Genomic DNA, 16,478 nt, shown 5'->3' on the forward strand with positions numbered 1-16,478 from the left:
GGCGAGTCTGGCTGGCAGCCCTGTTGCTGACCGCCATGCCCGTTTTTGCCGCCGAGCCGGTTGCCCACAAGCCCTTGCCGGAACTGAAGCTGCTGTCCGAGCACGCCGTCGATGACATGGTCGGCGGCAATCTATCCGGCTTGGCGTCGTGCAACGGTACCCTGTGGACAGTCTCCGATCGTGACGACACGTTGCTGTATCGCCTGGACACCACCGCGACTGTCTGGAAAGCGCGTGCACAGGTGCTGGACATTCCGCCAATTCCAGACAGCGGGTTGTCGGCCACCTTACGAGGGATGGCCAAGGCTTCTGCACTGATTCGTGGGGGCGATCTGGATTTCGAGGGCGTCACCTGTGATTCCGCTGGCAATCGGTATCTGGTCAGTGAAGCCTATGCGACGGTCCTGAAGGTGCCCGTCGAGGGACCTGCGAGCTGGTTGGAGTTGCCGAAAAAGGTGGTGGAGGAGGCTCAGTCGGCGGGGATGCTGCAGCACTTCAATGCGATTTTCGAAGGCATTGCCGTCAGTCCCGAAGGCGATCAGCTCTGGCTGGCCGCCGAGCGCGAGAAGCGCGGGCTGCTGACGGTCAAGCGTGGCAAGGATGGTTGGGCCTGCGGTGCAAGTTGCATTTTGCGGGTGGAGTCCGGGAACGATGTGCTGCCGCCGCAGTTGGGCGGCAAATCCGTGGCCAAGGATTTTTCCGACGTCTCGCTGTACAAGGGCAAGCTTTACACCCTGGAGCGCGCGGCCTATCGCATCTGCCGTCGGGCTTTGGAAACGGGGCAACTGGAAACCTGCTGGTCGTTCGCCAAAGAGGCGTTGCAACCCAACCGCTTGTACGACCAGAAATACGGACTGACGGAAGCGCTGATCGTTGACGAAACCGGCGCGTGGGTCGGGACGGACAACAACTTCGGCGTGCGCGCCGATGGCGAAAAACGCCCGATCGTCTGGCGCTTTGCCGCCCCGCAAGGCGGCTGGGGCGGCAAGCCTTGAGCCAGGCGCCTCCCGGCAAGCGCGCCGGGCGCCTGATGTTGATCATGGCCTGGGCTGCAGCGCTGTTTCTGGCGACGCGTTTTTTTGGCGACTGGGAGCAGCGTCAGGAAAACCCGAATACCACCGTGACCTCGGAACACGGTGACGGTTATGTGGAAGTGCGCCTGGTGAGCAATCGCCAAGGGCATTTCGTGATGACGGGGCAGATCAATGCGCGCCCCGTGGCGTTCATGCTGGACACCGGTGCGACTCAGGTCGCGATCCCCGACAGCGTTGCGCAAACACTGCGGCTGGAGCGTGGCGCTCGCGTGGAGGTCAACACGGCCAACGGCCGGACGGACGCTTTCCGCACGACGCTGCGAACCCTGCAAATTGGCGACATCGTCCTGGACAACGTGCGCGCTCTGGTGGTGCCCGGTCTGGACGGTGATCAGGTGCTGCTGGGTATGAGCGCCATCAAACAACTTGAATTCACCCAGCGCGGCGGCACTTTGCTGCTGCGTCAGACGACGAAATGATGAGGCCCGCATGAGCGACTCCCTTGACCTCAGCCTGGATGGCGTAGAACGCCGCTCACTGGCTGACTTCACCGAACAGGCCTATCTCAACTATTCCATGTACGTGATCATGGACCGGGCCTTGCCGCACATAGGTGATGGCCTCAAGCCAGTGCAACGACGCATTGTCTACGCCATGAGCGAACTGGGCCTGGACGCCGACGCCAAGCATAAAAAATCGGCGCGTACCGTCGGTGACGTACTCGGCAAATTCCACCCCCACGGCGACTCGGCCTGTTACGAAGCCATGGTGCTGATGGCCCAGCCGTTCAGCTACCGCTACACGCTGGTGGACGGCCAGGGCAACTGGGGCGCGCCGGATGATCCAAAATCCTTCGCGGCCATGCGGTATACCGAAGCGCGGCTGTCGCGCTATTCCGAAGTGCTGCTCAGCGAGCTGGGGCAGGGCACGGCGGACTGGGTCCCCAACTTCGATGGCACGCTGGACGAGCCGGCCGTACTGCCGGCGCGCTTGCCGAACATCCTGCTCAACGGCACCACTGGGATCGCGGTGGGCATGGCCACCGACGTTCCGCCACACAACCTGCGCGAAGTCGCAGCGGCTTGCGTTCGTTTGCTCGATGAGCCGAAAGCCACGACCGAACAGCTCTGCGAACACGTGCAGGGCCCTGATTACCCAACCGAAGCCGAGATCATTACCCCTCGCGCCGATTTGCTGAAGATCTATGAAAGCGGTCGCGGCTCGGTGCGCATGCGGGCGGTCTACCGCGTCGAAGACGGGGACATCGTGGTCACGGCCTTGCCCCACCAAGTTTCGGGTGCCAAGGTCCTGGAGCAGATCGCCGCACAGATGCAGGCGAAAAAACTGCCGATGGTCGCAGACCTGCGTGACGAGTCGGACCACGAAAACCCTTGCCGTATCGTCATCATTCCGCGCTCCAACCGTGTGGACGCCGACGAATTGATGCAGCACCTGTTCGCGACCACGGATCTGGAATCCAGCTACCGGGTCAACATCAACATCATCGGTCTGGACGGTAAACCCCAGCTGAAGAACCTCAAGGCGCTGCTGGCCGAGTGGCTGCAATTCCGGATCACCACGGTGCGCCGTCGCTTGCAGTTCCGGCTGGACAAGGTCGAAAAGCGCCTGCACCTGTTGGAAGGCTTGCTCACCGCTTATCTCAACCTCGATGAAGTGATTCACATCATCCGCACATCGGATCATCCCAAAGCCGATCTGATCGCACGGTTTGAACTGTCCGAAATCCAGGCCGACTACATCCTCGACACCCGCCTGCGTCAGTTGGCGCGCCTGGAAGAGATGAAGCTGCGCGGTGAGCAGGACGAGTTGCTGAAAGAACAGGCCAAATTGCAGGCGTTGCTGAGCAGCGACGCGAAATTGCGCAAGCTGGTGCGCAGCGAGTTGATCAAGGACGCTGAAACCTATGGCGACGATCGTCGTTCGCCGATTGTCGAGCGTGCCGAAGCCAAGGCCCTGTCCGAAAACGAGTTGATGCCGACCGAGCCTGTCACCGTCGTCCTGTCCGAAAAAGGCTGGGTGCGCTGCGCCAAGGGTCATGACATCGACGCGACCGGCCTCTCCTATAAGGCAGGGGACGGTTTCAAGGCTGCAGCGGCGGGGCGCTCAAACCAGTACGCGGTGTTCATCGATTCCACAGGGCGCAGCTATTCGCTCGCCGCGCACAGCCTTCCGTCGGCTCGCGGCCAGGGTGATCCGCTTACCGGCCGTCTGACGCCACCCCCTGCCGCCACCTTCGAATGCGTGTTGTTGCCGGACGACGATGCGCTCTACGTCATTGCCTCCGACGCCGGTTACGGGTTCGTGGTGAAAGGGGAAGACCTGCAAGCCAAGAACAAAGCGGGCAAGGCGCTGCTGAGTTTGCCTGCCGGTGCGAAAGTCATCCTGCCACGCCCGGTGCCGGATCGTGATCAGAACTGGCTGGCGGCGGTAACCACCGAAGGACGACTGCTGGTCTTCAAAATCAGCGACTTGCCTCAGTTGGGCAAAGGCAAGGGCAACAAGATCATCGGCATTCCAGGGGAACGTGTGGCCAGTCGCGAAGAGTTCGTGACGGATCTGGCCGTGGTTCCCGATGGCGCCACGCTTGTGCTCCAGGCGGGCAAGCGAACGCTGTCGCTGAAGCCCGATGACCTGGAGCATTACAAAGGCGAACGAGGCCGTCGGGGCAACAAGTTACCGCGCGGCTTCCAGCGGGTGGACGCGTTGTTGGTGGAAAGCGCTACGTGAAGCGGCGTTTGGAGTGTTCGATATTCGTTTCGTCATGAAGATCGACGCAGAATCGCTGGAGTCACGACGCATATTCACGGATGATATGACGTCGTTCGGCACTGGCGTGGCTCAGTGCCTTCATGTTTCACAGGTTATTGACATCGTGGATGCGCTGTATGCGTTCACTTGGACGGAATGATGAATTTCTTACGCGTTCCTGTTGTTCTGTTATTGACCGGCGTTCTTGGTTTGGCCGGGTGTAGCGTACATAAGCCCCAATCGCTCTATCAGCTGGACAGTGGCGATCCTGGGCAACCTAAACAAAGTGCAGGCATGGCCGTTTTGCTGGGGCCGGTCTCCATTGCTGACTATCTGCAACGGGAGACATTACTTCAGCGTCAGCCTGACGGCAGCCTGACGGCATCGGCGGACGGGCGATGGGCGGGCAGCCTGTCGTCGGACATCGACCAATTGCTGCTGCGCCAGTTAGCGTGGAAGTTGGACAGTCAGCGGGTGGTCATGGCGCCAGCGGCGGCGAACTTCAGCCCTGACGTTCAAGTGGTGCTGTCGATCACCCGTCTGGATTCCGGTGAGAACCAGCCGGCCGTGCTCGACGCTCAGTGGCGTTTGCTGGACCGTCGTGGGACGGTGCGCGACAGCAAGCTCATTCACCTTGAGGAGCCGCATTCAGGCACCTCCGCGGCGCAGGTCAAGGCTCAGGGTATTCTCCTGCAGCGGCTGGCCGATCAGTTGAGCGTGGCGGTCAAACCGGTAGCCAATCAGCCTTTGGTCGCTGATCAGCCGAAGAAAGCTGCCCAGCCAGCCAAGACCCGGACCGATCAGGACAAACCGAAGATTCCAATGGCATCACCCATCCGCACTGACCTCGAAGTATTCCGCTTCTGAGTCCAGCGCATACGAAAAGCCCGCAGCGATGCGGGCTTTTTTGTGGCTTGTGATCGAGATGGCAATGGAGGGAATACTGCCTGACGGCTCCCGCGAAATCAGAAGAGGGCATCCCTGGAACGGATTCCAGAGCAGCCCCCTCTTAGTCAGGCCTTGCGCGCCTCATGCATGCGAGCCAATTGGCGCTCCAGCATGGACGGATAAGGTTCCATCAAGCGCTCCACGCAGCTGGCACCTTCTGGGCTGGCAATCGAACGAATGCGGGCGCGTTGGCGGATGGTGGAGTCTTCGCTGATCTTGCGCTCGACCAGCAGCAGGTTACGGCTGTGTTGCGACAGCGCCAGTGCATCCTGTGCCGTTTCGGTCAGCAGCAGGTCGATCTGGTTCATGCCGTGCAGGCCTTCGCCCAGGGTCAGGCCCAGTTGCAATTGCAGGGTGATGCCGCTGTCCGCAACTTCGATCTGCAGGGCATGGCTCAGGGCCCGCAACAGCTCACCGCAGCAGATGGCATTGGTCAGATAGTCGTCACCGCTGTCCTGCATGCTGAACACCATCAGCGAGCTGCCATCGTTCAAGGTGTGCAGCTCGCTGTCGTACAGCGATGCCGCCTGATCGATGCAGTCACGGTAGCGCTCCAGCAGCTCGGTCAGGCGGGCGCGGGGCAGGCGGCGCAGTTGCTCCTGCGAGCCCAGTTGGACGGCCAGCACTGCGCTGAATTGGGGCTGCGAGGGCGCCACCGGCAACACGGGGCGCTGTGCAGGTTTCTGCGCCACTGGCGTGTCGTCACGAAGATCGGCGAAGGGATCGTCCTCTTCATCTTCCTCGGCCACGATGCGGCGAGCGGGGATGGCCGTGGCCCGAGGCTTGGGTTCGTCGTCGAATTCAGGCTCGCCCAGGTCGCTGGTGTCGAACTCGGGCGCCCCGTCTTCGTCATCGTCATCAAGGCGTTCGGGTTCGGGAACAGGGGCCGGCTCGGGTTCGGGCGGCGCGTAGGACGCCTTGAGCTGACGGGCCAGATCGCCGATTTCATCCTGGCGATCAGTGGCCGGAGTGTAAGGGTCGATATAGCGCAACCACATGCGCAATTGCAGCATGGGGGTGGAAATGTGCCGTCCCAGACGCAGGCTCAGTGCCAATGACAGCGCCAGCAGAATCCCGGCCAGAATCCCCATGCTTTGCAGGCTGATGGTCAGTGGTTGCTGGAACTGACTCATGTCCAGGCTGATGCGCAATGTGCCGGCGACCACGTCCTGAAAGGTGACCTTGGTCTCGTAGAGGCCTTCCGTCTGACCGAGCAGGCCGTTTTTCGGGCGTTGACCGGCTTCGGCGAGAATGCGGTTGTCCACGCTGTAGATCGCTGCGTGCGCCACCAGCGGGTTCTTGACCAGATTGCCCAGCAGCACGTTCAGGCTGAGGATGTCGTTGGACACCAGCAGCTCGGTGGCAGAGGTCGCCGTTTGCGTCGTCAGGGCCTGACCCAGTGCGTCGGCCTGTTCGTGCATGGCTTGCTTGAACTGCAAACCCATCACGCAGGCGTAGATCACCAGCGCCAGCGCGACGAGGATCACGTTGTGGCTGGCGATGCGCAAAGCAATCGGAACGCGTCGATGACGCAATGCCCGGAAGATCAGCAAGAAGAAATTATCGGTTTTTACTGGCGTGGGCCGGTTCACTGAGCACGGCTCTCTTGGAGAAGTTGGGGCGCAGTATAGCGAGCGACCCAGATACGGCAAAGCGCTCACTGTGCCCGGCGGTCACTGAAAGTGAGTAGAATGCGCTTTTTTTTCACACCGGGGGTGCGCCTTGCGCGAAATTGTCCTGATAAACATCACCGGCGAAGACAGCCCGGGCCTGACGGCCGCCATCACCGGCGTTCTGGCCCAGGGTGACGCCGAGGTGCTGGATATTGGTCAGGCCGTGATCCATGACACGCTGTCGTTCGGTATCCTGGTGCAGATTCCGGACACCGAAAGCGGCTCGACGCTACTGGATCGGGTGCAATTGAAGGCCGACGAGTTGGGCCTGAACGTGCTGTTCACTCACGTGAGTGATGACGATTACCAGCACTGGGTCGAAGATCAGGGCAAGGACCGGCACATCGTGACGCTCTTGACCCGCAAAGTGACCGCCGAGCAACTGCAGACAGTCAGTGGGATCACGGCTCGCTATGGTTTGAATATCGAGCGGATCGACCGACTGTCGGGGCGCATGCCGCTCGACATGCCGTCTGACAAAGGCAAAGGGTGCATCGAGTTTTCAGTGCGTGGGGAGCCGGCAGATGCCCAACAGATGCGCGCCGAATTCCTCCATGTCGCGCAGGAGTTGAACGTCGACATCGCGTTTCAGCAGGATTCGGTATTCCGCCGCAATCGTCGTCTGGCGGTATTCGACATGGACTCGACGCTCATCGAGGCGGAGGTCATCGACGAACTGGCCAAGGCGCACGGCGTCGGCGAGCGGGTGTCGGAGATCACCGAACGGGCCATGCGTGGTGAATTGGACTTCCGCGCCAGCTTCAAAGAGCGTCTGGCCCTTCTCAAAGGTCTGGACATCAAGGTGCTGGATGAAATTGGTGCCTCATTGCGCCTGACCGAAGGCGCAGAGACCTTGTTCGCCGAGCTGAAGCGCCTCGGTTACAAGACGGCGATCCTGTCGGGCGGCTTCACCTATTTCGCCCGTCAACTGCAGGCGAAGCTGGGTATCGACTATATCTTCGCCAACGAACTGGAAGTGGTCGACGGGCAATGCACAGGCGTCGCCGTAGAGCCGATCGTCGATGCCCAGCGCAAGGCGGATCTGCTGCGAGAGCTGGCTGCGAAAGAAGGGTTGAGTCTGGAGCAGACCATCGCGGTCGGCGATGGCGCGAACGACCTGCCGATGCTGGCGATTGCGGGGTTGGGCGTGGCGTTCCGCGCCAAGCCATTGGTCAAACAGTCCGCCAAGCAGGCGATTTCGACGCTGGGGCTCGATGGCGTGCTGTACCTGTTGGGTTTCCGCGATCGGGAAGGGCGCAGCCTGTAAATCGCAACCGCCCCATGGGCGCAGAGGCTTGCGCCCACACCTTCAGAGGTCTGGAGTAGGCGCGTAATGCCTTACAGCACCGTCCACAGCGAATCGAATTCCTGTTCCGGGCCCGACTGCTCCGTAGTGCTCTTGGGCCCTTCGAGCATCTCGTATTCGAACTGGTTGTAGTTACCCGTCGTTGCCTTGCGCCCGTTGAGGGTGGCGGGGCGTTCTTCGCCGCAGTTATTGATCATGACCTTGTTGCCGTTGTCGAAAGGCAGGCGAGGCGCCAACACCGTTGCAGGCACGTCGATCGCACGTACTTCCGGCAACAGCAGCGCTCGCAGGTATTGGCTGCTCTGCTCGGTACGCAGCAACTGCATGCCGCACGCCTGAGCGAACGGCGCAATCAGCTCCACACCCATTTGCGTTCCGCCGCTGCGCACCTGGCGCACCCAGCGCACCACGGCAATGCTCCAGCCGTGGCCATGATCCTGAATGCCGATCATCTCACCGGCCTGCAATTGGTCCGGAACATCCTTCGGCCACGCCAGGCAATAACCTCCGGGGCTGTGGTTGACGATATTCAGGCTGTAAGTCGGAAAGCTTTTCTGCCCGTCAGCGGCGGCGGCCGCCTCGGCATCGCTGCCCTGATACTCGATTTCCTCGAACGGCAGCATCGTGCTGGAGGAGCTTGCGCGCTGGACGTCCATGGCTTGACCCCAAGGGTCGTGCCGGGCCGACTCCAGCGGTTGCAACGTGTATTCGGTCATCCTGCCGACGGCGGCGTGGTCGACCTGCAGCAAATCGCTGAAGCAGCGCTGGCCGCCCACAAAATAATGCAAGGCACTCATCCCGACACAAACCGTGAGCGTGCCCTGGCCCGGCGTCCGTTGAAATGCCCGCTCCGACACATCGCCCCATGCTGCCGCGAGGTGTTGCAGCACGTCGATCGACAGGCCGGGCGGAACATGCAGATAGGACTGCGAACGCTGTTCCGGGGGCGTTTCGATATAACGCTCAAGCGCGGCCGATAGAGGCCGAGGGTTGAACCCGAGCAGTTGGCTGCGTTGATCGTCGGTGAATAGCGAGGTATAGCGCGGCGCCGTATCGGAGGCGAAGGCGACGGCGTAGAGGCTCGACTCGTCGAAGGGCTGTTGCAGCGTGACCATGGCGCTCCACGCATCCAGCGCATCGGCCAGCTTGCCGATATTGTGCTGACGCATCTGATTGCAGCGCGAGCACCCCATGAGCAGGGCCACGATGTAGGTCTGCTCGACGGTCAGGGTTCGGGTGTGATGCGCCTGGTTATCGGGCACCGGTATTGCGTGAAGCTGGTGCTGTCTCGCGATCTGGTAGATCTGGTGCAGCTCCATCCACAGCCCGTCCTGAACCGGGCAATACAACTGATTGGCGCGAATCAGCGGACCATTGAGGCAATGCAACGCACGTTGCAGGGCGGTGGTCAGCAGCGCGGTGCGGTCCCGACTCAGTTTGGGAGCCACGCGGACAATGATTTGCTTGTAACCGACTGCCAGGTGGTTTTGCAGGGCCTGGCACAAGTTGGCCACTTTGCGCGGCCGCTCCTCCAGCACCACTGACTGGTTGAGAAAGTGCCGCTCCAAGTGCTTGCAGACGAAGGCGACTTCCGGACGCAGCAGTTCGAGCAATTGCAGCCGGTTTTCACTCGGCGTCAGCAGTTGATTCAACTCGCCGAGGCCTTGGTACAACTGACGAGCCATTTCGCCGAGGTTCGCCTTGGGCAGCGTGGCGATCCAGCGCTTGAGGTCTTTTGGCGTCGCGTCACAGAACGACAGGCTCGACTGCGTCGGCACGGGGGCGCGCAACAACAGCGGGAGACTTAAATTACTCATGTGACAGGCAAACTCCGACAACTATCAGCCCGAATGGCGCGGTCAAACGGCATGCAACGGCGCCGCGATCCAGCTAAACGAGCGAGTTTACGTCAATTGAAAGAGAAGTTTCCTACAGCACCGATGGATGACTTTACCAGCATCGGCGCCAAGTCGCAGCCATTAATGTCAAACTGATATTGCAAGTGAATTGCGTTGCTTCGGTTATTACGAACAGAGCGGGGCGTGTGGATCACGGCTGCCCCGCCCGTCTGCGCCTCGATGTTATCGAGGCAGCAAGTCACACCTGGATGGGCGTCGCCAGCAGTTGCCCCATTCTGGTGGGCGCCCCCGCGGTCAGTTGTTCAGCCCACTTCACTTGGTTTGGACCGAACAGGACAATAGCGGTCGATCCCAGTTTGAAGCGTCCCAGCTCGGCGCCTTTTTCCAGATGGATGGGCGCGCGGGCCGCTTCATCGTAACGGAAGGTCTTCAGCTCGCGTTTCGGTGGCGTCACCAGACCTGCCCAGACCGTCTCGACAGAAGCCACGATCATCGCGCCCACCAGCACGACCGCCATCGGGCCGCGCTCGGTATCGAACAGACACACGACACGTTCGTTGCGCGCGAACAGTTCAGGCACGTTTTCGGCTGTGGTCTGGTTGACCGAGAACAGGCGACCGGGCACGTAGACCATTTCCCGCAATGTCCCTGCCAGCGGCATGTGTACGCGGTGGTAGTCCTTCGGCGAAAGGTAGATGGTGGCGAACTCGCCGCCCATGAATGGCGCCGACAGGCGTGCATCGCCGCCCAGCAGTTCCAGCGCGCTGAAGCTATGGCCTTTGGCCTGGAAGATCCGGCCATGTTCGATGGGGCCCAGTTGGCTCACCGCGCCATCGGCAGGGCAGAGGATTGCCCCCGGTGTCTCGTCGAGGGGGCGAGCGCCTGGCTTGAGTGCACGGGTGAAGAAATCGTTGAAGTGCGGGTAGGCAGTGAAGTCTTCCACCAGCGCCTGGGACATGTCCACTTGGTACCGGCGCACGAACCACTGCGTGAACGCATTCTTGAACCAGCGCACGCGGCATTCAGCAACGCAGCCCGCCAGGCGCGACAGCAGATGGTGGGGAAGCAGGTATTGAAAAAGGATAAACAGACGCTGTTTCATCAAGATTCCTAAAGCGTTTGAAAAGGAGTTCAGATCGCGGGGCGCCCCGTCATTTCTCGATTGGCATCTCTGGGTCATTACCCCATTCGCCCCATGACCCGGCATAGCCCTTGACCCGCGGATAGCCGAGCGCCTTGGCCACCAGGTACGTGAAGCCGGAGCGATGGTGGGTCTGGCAATGAGTCACGACTTCCTTGTCAGGCGTAATGCCCAGGCTTTCCAGAATCTGCGGCATGTCTTCGCGAATGCGCAATTGGCGGGCCGGATCCATGCCTGCCGTCCATTCGAAATTGATCGCCCCAGGGATGTGGCCGCCTCGCGCTGCCACCACTTTCTCGCCTGAATACTCGCTCGGGGCCCGTGCGTCCCAGATGGCCAGGTCCGGTGCGCCCAGGCGGCTGCGCAGGTATTCACGGGTGGCCGTGGGTTCATCGTGGATCTTGAGTGCGACGGGGCCGCCCGCGGGTGCGGGAACCTCTGTGGACAGCGGCAGGCCCTCGGCTTGCCACGACAGGACACCGCCATCGAGGTAGTGGTAATTCGAGTGGCCGATCACGTCCAGCAACCAGATGAAGCGGCCGGCCCAACCGCCGCCCTCGTCGTCGTACACCACGTAGGTGGCATTCGGGTGATGCCCCAGCTCGCCGAACAGGCTTTCCAGTTCCGGCTGGGTCGGCAACAGGCCCGGAGCAGGCGGTCGGCCCAGCTGTGTGCGTTTCGGATCGACGAAGCGAGCACCTGGAATGTGGCCGGCAGCGTAACGGGCGGCGCTCGTCAGGTCGACCAGGATCAGTTCTGAAGCGCCAAGGCGTGCCTGGAGGTCTGCGGGCTCGATCACCAGCGGCAAGCTTGAGAAGGCAGACATGTGACAACTCCGGATCGTGAAAAGGGAGGAATTGTAGCTCAGGCGTCAGCCATTGCGTTGGCTAAAGGTGGTAAGCGCCTTCTCGATGCATTGTCCGGTCTTACCGAACGCCTGGACGGTCATTTCCGAAAAAGGGCCCCCGCCCTGATCCGCCAGGACCACCATCACCACCCGGCCCTGACTCGCCAGCGAGCGGATCAGCAGGTTTTCGCCCGGAAAGAGGCTGCGCAGCTGAACGGGCAGAAGCGCGGAAAACTGGGCGTTATTGCTGGGCGTCAGGCGCAACTGAGTGGCTTGTGCCATCAGACGCTGCAACACGGTACTGTCGCGATACGGAATCAGCAGCGCGGCGGCAGCCGAAGGCACCCCGGCGAGTTGATGCACACGCAAGGTGTCGGTCTTGCGATCGATCATGAGCAGCACTGTGCGTCGCATGCCTGCCGCCAGAAGCGCATCCCGAGCGCAGGTGGTCAGGTGCATGGCATTGGTGAAAGCGCTGGGCTCTTTGAGTAAATCGCCGCAGTGCTTGCGCCACATCTGCAGCGCTTCGGCCGACGGCGCAGGCGCAGGCAGCAGGCCTTTGTGAACCCGTCGCGCTTCCCAAGGCCACAGCAGCGCCTCGGCCGGGTGCCAGACGCCGGGCGCGGCGTGATGGCGTGCGCTGGCAACGGCGTTTTGGTGCACCTGTTGCTGCAGTTCGTCGAACGGCTGTTGCAGGTACAGACTGGTCAGCAACTGCCAGCGCAGATTGTGCGGCGTGTCCCACGCTTGTTGAGCTGACAGCGCCAAGCCATTAGCCAGCAATATCGTATTGGCGGGCTGATTGAGCCAGCGCCGCAATGGCAGATCAGCGTCCAGCGCCTGCTGCCGTTGAAGCGGATTGTCATGTTCGTGCGCGATACGCAGCACTTTCACCAGATTGCGCTGCTCACGAATCAGCAGGTCATAGCCCTGCGTCACCCAGATGGGCAACTGCCAGTGTTGAGCCACCGCTTGGCAGAGCTGCACCAGCCGCACGCCGAACAGCGCCTTTTCTACGACTTTCGCGCTCTCGCCCTTGTGGATGACCCGCAGCTCCCACTCCTCCAGCAGCTTCGGATGTGCCAGTGCCATCGGCCACAGAGGCGCAAGAAACAACAGGCTGCCCAAGTGGATGTCTTGCCATAGGCGTGCCAGTTGATTGGCGAAAAGTCCGTACGCCTGCTGCGTGGCGTGCTGGCTGATCAGTTGCAACTGGCGAAACGCGACCGGAATGCTCTGCAATTCGACACTGGGCAGGCGGGCCAGTAAGGTGCCGGTGCGCGCCAGGCCCAGACGGTTCAAAGCCACTTCGAGGCTTTCCGCAGGCTCGGTAAGGCCACCCGCCTTGAGGTTGGCCTCTCGCAACACGCTGAGAACCAAGGCCGGGCTGTCCTGCATGAGCTCGGCAATCTCTCGCAGGGAGCGACGACTGTCGTTCAGCGCTGAATGCACTTTGGTGTAGGCGGCAGCCGGTACGGGCAGCGCGATGCTGTCGAGCTGTTTGACCCAAGCATCGAGCGTCTGCGGAACGGGGAACGTGGAGGCTTTTTCTGATTGCATTCGCAAGGCCCATACGGCTGGGAGGTTTTGATCGGCGTCGAATGGTGGCATCATGCTGGCCGTCGCGCTGCGGTACGCGAGCCAGACGCCAGACAGGATTTTCGCCTGAATTGACTATAGTCTGGCGCACTCATGCCGATAAGTAGAACAAGCGTTTCCAGCGCTTCTCGCACAATGACCTTGAACCCGACTCAGTAAGTATTTTTATCTATGGCAAAAATTATCGGCATCATCGTCGTTATCGCGAGCGTTCTCGGCGGCTACGTACTGTCACATGGTCAAATCGCTGCGTTGATCCAGCCGTTCGAGGTCCTGATCATCGGCGGTGCCGCGTTCGGTGCATTTTTGCAGGCGAACCCGGGTTATATGACCATGCACGTCATCAAGAAGTCCGTGAAGATGTTCGGTTCGCGCTTCACGCACGCCTTCTACCTCGAAGTGCTGGGCTTGATCTACGAGATCCTCAACAAGAGCCGCCGCGAAGGCATGATGGCCATCGAAGGCGACATCGAAGAGCCGGAAAACAGCCCGATCTTCGCCAAATACCCTAGCGTTTTGAAAGACACCCGGATGATCGCCTTCATCTGTGATTACCTGCGCATCATGTCCTCCGGCAACATGGCCCCCCACGAGCTGGAAGGCCTGTTCGACATGGAGCTGCTGAGCATGAAGGAAGAGCTGGAGCACCCTTCCCACGCCGTGACGGGTATCGCCGACGGCATGCCCGGTTTCGGTATCGTTGCGGCCGTACTGGGTATCGTTGTGACCATGGCGTCGCTGGGCTCTGGAGACAAGGCCGCGATCGGCATGCACGTAGGCGCCGCACTGGTCGGTACCTTCTTCGGTATTCTTGCGGCTTACGGCTTCTTCGGTCCGTTGTCGCAGTGTCTCGCCCACGACGCGAAAGAAGAGATGAACGTCTTCGAATCGATCAAGGCTTCGTTAGTCGCCTCTGCGTCGGGCGTGCCACCCTCGCTGGCTGTCGAGTTCGGCCGCAAGGTGCTGTACCCGGCCCATCGCCCCAGCTTCAGCGAGCTGGAACAAGCTGTTCGCGGTCGCTGATCCATGGAAAACAATCAACCCATTATCGTCAAGCGCGTAAAGCGCTTCGGCGGCGGTCATCACGGTGGCGCCTGGAAAATCGCCTTCGCCGACTTCGCGACGGCAATGATGGCGTTTTTCCTCGTGCTGTGGCTGATGTCTTCGGCCACGCCCGAGCAGTTGATCGCCATTGCGGGTTACTTCAAGGACCCTGTGGGGTTCTCGGACAGCGGATCCCCGTATGTCATTGATCTGGGTGGTTCACCGGAGATGTCGCCGGACCAGACCCTCAACCCTGAAGTCAAATCCACCCCAGCGCCCGACAAGGTCCCGGTGGATGCGGATCAACAGGACTCCGCGGCCGAGCAGGTCGAGCAGGAGCGTCTTGAGATGCTGCTGCAGGAACTGCAGACCAAGGTCAACGAAAATCCGCAACTGGCCAAATTCAAAGACCAGATCCTGTTCGAAATTACCCAGGATGGCTTGCGTATCCAGATCATGGACGCAGAAAACCGGCCCATGTTCGACATCGGCAGCGCACGCCTCAAGCCGTATTTCGAGGACATTCTGCTGGCCATGGCCGATACCATCAAAGCGGTGCCAAACAAGGTCAGTATCAGTGGGCACACCGATGCGACGCCTTATGTGGGTAACAACGGTTTCGGTAACTGGGAGCTTTCAGCCAACCGTGCCAACGCGGCCCGGCGTGCGCTGACCGCAGGAGGCTATCCGGACCCGCAAGTCGCTCGTGTGGTGGGTTACGCCTCGTCCGCGCTGTACGACAAGGAACACCCCACCAACCCGATCAACCGCCGGATCGACATTGTGGTGCTGACCAAGAAGGCCCAGGAGCGCATCGAGGGCGCACAAGGCACGGGGGATGCGCCAAAAACGGACGTGCCACCTGCCCCTGCCGCGCCTGCTGCGCCAACGGCACCCGGCGCTCGGCCGGAGGCATCGACGGCAGCGCCCCCGGTAGACCCCCAGGCCTACGCTCAGCCTCACGAAATCCGGCAAAAGCTGAACATCTTCGACCAAGGGCAATTGAAGATCGACGAGACCAAGAACTGAACTATGGTCTGACGAAAACGCCGCGATCATCGCGGCGTTTTTGTTTTTCGAGGCATTACAGGTGAGTTATAGCCGCTTGGCTTGCTGGCGGGAGCAATCTTGCAGACGTCCCCTGATACAGCGGGGTGCACTCGATCAGTAACTGTCTTCAGGCAAGCTCGCGATGATCGAGCGATAGCTGTTCATCCGCTGTTGCTGCACGCGGCCGTCTTCCAGGGCTTTGAGCAGGGCGCAGCCGGGCTCTCGGTCATGTTTGCAGTCGCGGAAACGGCAGCGGCCGAGCAGGTCGTTGAACTCGATGAAGCCGGCCTCAACGTCAGCGCGGCTGACGTGGCCCAGGCCGAATTCGCGAATGCCGGGGGAGTCGATCAGGTCGCCGCCGTGGGGGAAGTGGAACAGCCGGGCGGTGGTGGTGGTGTGTGTCCCCTGGCCTGAATATTCGGATAGCGGTCCGACTCGCGTGCCGACCTCCGGCAGCAGGCTGTTGACCAGCGATGACTTGCCGACGCCGGACTGGCCCACGAACACACTGGTGTTATGGTCCAACAGATCCTGCAGCTGCTGCATGCCGTTGCCGTGATGGGCGGACACTTCCAGCACCGGATACCCCAGCGTGCGATATACCGCGAGCAGCGCATCGAGCGCAGGGGCGTTCTGTTCGTTGATCAGGTCGTACTTGTTCAGCAGCAGCAGTGGACGAATCCCCGCATGCTCAGCCGCTACCAGATAGCGGTCAATGAGGTTGGCATGGGGTTCCGGTGCAGGCGCGAAGACGATGACGATCAAATCGACGTTGGCAGCCACCGGTTTGAGCTGGCCACGAGAGTCGGGTCGGCACAGTTCGGTGCTACGCGGCAGTTGCGCAACAATCACGCCGATACCCTGATTGCCCGGGCGCCAGACCACTTTATCGCCCGTCACCAACGCGGGCAGGTTAGCCCGCAAATGACAGCGGAATACCTGGCCGCTCAGCTCGCCTTCCTGCGCTTCGACTTCCACCTGAACGCCGAAGTGGGCGATCACCAAGCCCGTTTGCTCCGGCCCCAGATCACCGCCTTCGAGGGTTTCGAGGGCCAAGGACTCACGCTTGGCCGCTCGGGCGGCGCGCTCGCCCTGAATCTTTTCGATACGCCAGTTTTGGCGGCGGTTGAGTTGGCGTTTGGCCATGGGTGTTCAGTGATCCGTTTCGGGGTGTAAAGCAGAGGATTGAGTAAAACGCCGGGAGTCTA

Annotated in this window: 13 protein-coding genes; 7 read left to right on the forward strand and 6 right to left on the reverse strand. The window is 61.1% G+C overall.

All coding sequences use genetic code 11. From position 1 onward, the window contains the following. Positions 1-35: 35 nt before the first annotated feature. From N5D61_RS09580 to N5D61_RS09595, 4 genes are all read left to right on the forward strand, one after another. Positions 36-995 carry an esterase-like activity of phytase family protein gene (locus tag N5D61_RS09580; RefSeq protein WP_279892424.1) on the forward strand — a complete coding sequence of 320 codons (960 nt, stop codon included), beginning with the start codon at positions 36-38 and terminating at the stop codon, positions 993-995. After that, positions 992-1,513 carry a TIGR02281 family clan AA aspartic protease gene (locus N5D61_RS09585; RefSeq protein WP_108239413.1) on the forward strand — a complete coding sequence of 174 codons (522 nt, stop codon included), beginning with the start codon at positions 992-994 and terminating at the stop codon, positions 1,511-1,513. The genes N5D61_RS09580 and N5D61_RS09585 overlap by 4 nt, the downstream gene beginning before the upstream one ends. A 10-nt stretch (positions 1,514-1,523) precedes the next feature. Further along, positions 1,524-3,782, forward strand: coding sequence for a DNA topoisomerase IV subunit A (gene parC, locus N5D61_RS09590; protein ID WP_108239414.1), 2,259 nt, complete (start codon positions 1,524-1,526; stop codon positions 3,780-3,782). A gap of 180 nt (positions 3,783-3,962) precedes the next feature. After that, the gene (locus N5D61_RS09595; protein ID WP_108239415.1) at positions 3,963-4,670 is read left to right on the forward strand and encodes a PqiC family protein; all 708 of its coding nucleotides are present in this window, start codon (positions 3,963-3,965) and stop codon (positions 4,668-4,670) included. Positions 4,671-4,816: 146 nt separating this feature from the next. On the opposite strand, the gene N5D61_RS09600 is transcribed toward N5D61_RS09595, so the two are convergent. Further along, complete coding sequence (locus tag N5D61_RS09600; protein ID WP_108239416.1) at positions 4,817-6,343, reverse strand: HAMP domain-containing protein; 1,527 nt, start codon at positions 6,341-6,343, stop codon at positions 4,817-4,819. A gap of 130 nt (positions 6,344-6,473) precedes the next feature. Here N5D61_RS09600 and serB point away from each other — a divergent pair, with 130 nt between their 5' ends. Further along, positions 6,474-7,691: a phosphoserine phosphatase SerB gene (gene serB / locus N5D61_RS09605; RefSeq protein WP_108239417.1), complete on the forward strand. Its 1,218-nt coding sequence runs from the start codon at positions 6,474-6,476 to the stop codon at positions 7,689-7,691. Positions 7,692-7,762: 71 nt separating this feature from the next. Here serB and N5D61_RS09610 read toward each other — a convergent pair whose 3' ends face one another. The 4 genes from N5D61_RS09610 to N5D61_RS09625 form a co-directional block, all read right to left on the reverse strand. Beyond that, a complete protein-coding gene (locus N5D61_RS09610) occupies positions 7,763-9,547 on the reverse strand; it encodes a molecular chaperone (RefSeq protein ID WP_279892278.1) in 1,785 nt (594 codons plus the stop codon). 280 nt (positions 9,548-9,827) lie between these two features. After that, positions 9,828-10,697, reverse strand: coding sequence for an archaetidylserine decarboxylase (gene asd / locus N5D61_RS09615; RefSeq protein ID WP_177411104.1), 870 nt, complete (start codon positions 10,695-10,697; stop codon positions 9,828-9,830). Between the two features lie 43 nt (positions 10,698-10,740). Continuing rightward, entirely contained in the window at positions 10,741-11,556 is an 816-nt protein-coding gene (locus tag N5D61_RS09620) for a rhodanese-like domain-containing protein (RefSeq protein ID WP_279892280.1), read from the reverse strand. A gap of 45 nt (positions 11,557-11,601) precedes the next feature. Continuing rightward, a complete protein-coding gene (locus tag N5D61_RS09625; protein ID WP_108239421.1) occupies positions 11,602-13,137 on the reverse strand; it encodes an HDOD domain-containing protein in 1,536 nt (511 codons plus the stop codon). Positions 13,138-13,347: 210 nt separating this feature from the next. Between N5D61_RS09625 and motA the strand changes: the two genes are divergently transcribed. Together motA and motB are read left to right on the forward strand one after the other, a co-directional pair. Then, positions 13,348-14,199 carry a flagellar motor stator protein MotA gene (gene motA, locus N5D61_RS09630; protein WP_108239422.1) on the forward strand — a complete coding sequence of 284 codons (852 nt, stop codon included), beginning with the start codon at positions 13,348-13,350 and terminating at the stop codon, positions 14,197-14,199. A gap of 3 nt (positions 14,200-14,202) precedes the next feature. Beyond that, positions 14,203-15,249 carry a flagellar motor protein MotB gene (gene motB, locus N5D61_RS09635; RefSeq protein ID WP_108239423.1) on the forward strand — a complete coding sequence of 349 codons (1,047 nt, stop codon included), beginning with the start codon at positions 14,203-14,205 and terminating at the stop codon, positions 15,247-15,249. 135 nt (positions 15,250-15,384) lie between these two features. On the opposite strand, the gene rsgA is transcribed toward motB, so the two are convergent. Continuing rightward, entirely contained in the window at positions 15,385-16,416 is a 1,032-nt protein-coding gene (gene rsgA, locus N5D61_RS09640; protein ID WP_108239424.1) for a small ribosomal subunit biogenesis GTPase RsgA, read from the reverse strand. Positions 16,417-16,478 lie beyond the last annotated feature (62 nt).

The organism is Pseudomonas sp. GD03842 (genome assembly GCF_029841165.1).
Lineage (GTDB): Bacteria > Pseudomonadota > Gammaproteobacteria > Pseudomonadales > Pseudomonadaceae > Aquipseudomonas.